The 2650-nt window shown below is 57.7% G+C and carries 2 protein-coding genes; one reads left to right on the top strand and one right to left on the bottom strand.

The features are described from left to right. A partial coding sequence (locus tag EPO09_RS15800) for a YCF48-related protein (RefSeq protein WP_290644289.1) occupies positions 1-1265 on the top strand: 1265 nt, incomplete at its 5' end. A gap of 130 nt (positions 1266-1395) precedes the next feature. Here EPO09_RS15800 and EPO09_RS15805 read toward each other — a convergent pair. Beyond that, on the bottom strand, positions 1396-2268 hold the full coding sequence (locus EPO09_RS15805; protein ID WP_290644291.1) for a hypothetical protein: 873 nt from the start codon (positions 2266-2268) through the stop codon (positions 1396-1398). Positions 2269-2650: the final 382 nt, after the last annotated feature.

Here is a 2650-nt window from a genome sequence, read left to right on the forward strand (position 1 = left end):
AATGGGAAAAGACCTTCACGCCGCCAAACGGAACGATCAGGGTAGAGCAATCACTCACCTTTACCTCCGACACTACCGTCGTCCTCACGAGCCAGCTTGGCGTCAATCGCAGCACGGACGGTGGGCTGACATGGCAGGAAAGCAGCATTGGTGGATCCCCATGGTCGCCCTCTGCCATCGCGTTTTCCAGTGCAAATCAGGGCTTCGTTCTGAGTTCTGTTTCGGCCTTTCCTGCCTTCAGCACCAATGACGGTGGGCTTACCTGGACACAGGCCTATTCTTGGCCGAGCAACTTCGACGGCACCGCCATCGCATTCCGCTCAGACGGTGTAGGCGTCGCCGCAGGCGATCAAGGCCGCCTGTATCGAACAACAGACCGAGGGTCAAGCTGGACGCTTGTCACGAAGAACCTTGAAGATCCAGTTGACATGTCGTTCGGCTCTCCAGCCGTTGGCGTTGTCATCAGCGACAAGACGCTGTATCGCACCAGCGACGCCGGTGCGCATTGGAGCCCTGTCGGCGCCGAACTCACGCCCGGCCTTGGCGAAACCTGGAGGCAGGTCTCGTTCCTCGACGCAAACACCGTCATTGCCATCGACTCAACGGGCCGCATCGTGCGCTCCACTGATGGTGGTGCGAATTGGTCTTTCGCAAGCCGCGCAACGGTGCCTTTCCCGGGCTGGATTGGCGATATGGCATTCAGCTCGCCCAAGGTGGGCTGGCTCATCGTCAACAGCCGTCTTCGTCACACCACTGATGCAGGCATGACCTGGGAAGAGTCGTCAAGCGCCTACTCCTGCATCAATCACGTCACATTCCCCAATAGCAACACTGTCATTGCGCTGACGTGTGATGGCTCAATCCAACGCTCGGTCGATGGAGGTCAGAGCTGGTCATGGGGCTACTCCGACAACGACCATGTCAACGTGGACGTTGCCTTCGCGGATGAGAAAGTCGGCATCACAGTGGGCCGATATGGCCGCATCCTTCGCACCACCGACGGGGGGGCTAGTTGGACAATCATCACACCGCCTGCCGCGCTAGCCTGGGGTGAGCATATCTATCGACCGTGGTTCGTATCCTCGACCACCGGCTTTTGGATCAGTGACGGGGGCATCTATCGCACAACCGACGCTGGGCTGACCTGGACGCTCGACAACCGGCGGGGCGCCTACCTGCTCTACCTCGCGGCCAAGACAGCCAGTGGCACCTCTGTTGTCATCGGCAAAAGCGGCGTGATGATGTCTCGGACGGAACTGGAGTGAACCTGGATGTCCTTGCTGTTTGTGAATCAGCAAGCTCACCGTCAACTATTCCGACTCCAGAAACAAGAAAGCCGGCCCTCGCATAGGTTACCGGCTTTCCCGCTCAGGACTTCGTTCGCAAATGCGTCGATCACTGGCCGGCTTCTGCGTCGCCAATCACGATATTGCCACTGACCTGATGGCCTAGGACAGAAGCATTCGTCAACTCAACAAGCACTGCTTTGGTCTCGACTGTCTCAAGTACGCGAAACAAGGGACAAGGCTTGCCAGGGTCACATACGGGGTTTTGGGGAATTGTCTGCGCGTTCAGCGTTACCTTGACGGAGGGAGTATCGACCACAACGGTGTTGGGCTTGATTTCTCCGCTGAACGTCAACGGCTTGGTACCGACCAGCGTGCCACTGAGCACCAACGAACCAAAGCTGGCGCTGCCGCTACGTTGAGACGGGCCGGGAATGACTTGGCTGTATTGGGCAGCAGCCTTGAGCTTGTTGAATTGCACGCGCAGCGCTGTGACGTTCAACGGTGGCAATGGCTGGGCAGAGACCGACTTGGCATCATCAACAGAGGACGCCGAACTAGCTGGTACTGGCAGAGGCCGAGGTGGATCGATGACGCTCCTGAGCGGGAGGATCAAAGCAATGGTGCCCGATCCTGCAGAAGATGTTCCTGACGTGTTAATGGTGTCAACCCCATTCGAACCAACCGCCAATGTGGTGCCCTGCAGTTCAAGCACCGTCAGCACCGGGCTGCGCGACAAGCTGGGCACCAACCTCAAACTCTTGCTGATCATTGCTGAGTGCAAGGGTTTGCTGTAGGTCTGTCCCAGCGTGGTGATACCCGATGTTTCCAGCTGGGGTGCCATGTGAACCGGACTGCCGCCATCGGTGCTCAATTCGGCAGACACGGCATAGGCACTGCTTTGAGCTGCCATGGCAGATGATGCCGCCATGGCAACGGCGAGCATCGCGATCTCGCTAACAGAACGAAAAAAGTGCTTCACAAAATACCTCCTGGCAGATGAAATAGTTGAATGGGCGTTCAAACAGTCCTTGGCAACACGCCGTCCGGCATCTAGAACCACACGCAAGTCGGCGAGCGGTCGAAGAATGAGCGCGAAAGAGGTGGCGGCCCACCCCTAGTCATAGGGGGGCTGACAGGTTTTACAAAAGTACAAGAATGCCCAATTCAGGGCGGCAGCTCCAGGCCGGCATAGGCTCTTCGCGTGCGGCAGAAATGCCTGCGCACTGCGGCCGGCATTGCATTTCGGTTAAGCGGGCAAATGTTCCCTTGGATTGAAATCGTCACACCATGGTCGAATGACGAATCTCAGGATCGGTGAGGCAAGTCTGCCCCCTAAGTAGTCGACATTCGATCGGCGTCAA

Origin of the sequence: Aquabacterium sp. (assembly GCF_004297345.1) — a bacterium.
GTDB lineage: Bacteria > Pseudomonadota > Gammaproteobacteria > Burkholderiales > Burkholderiaceae_C > Aquabacterium.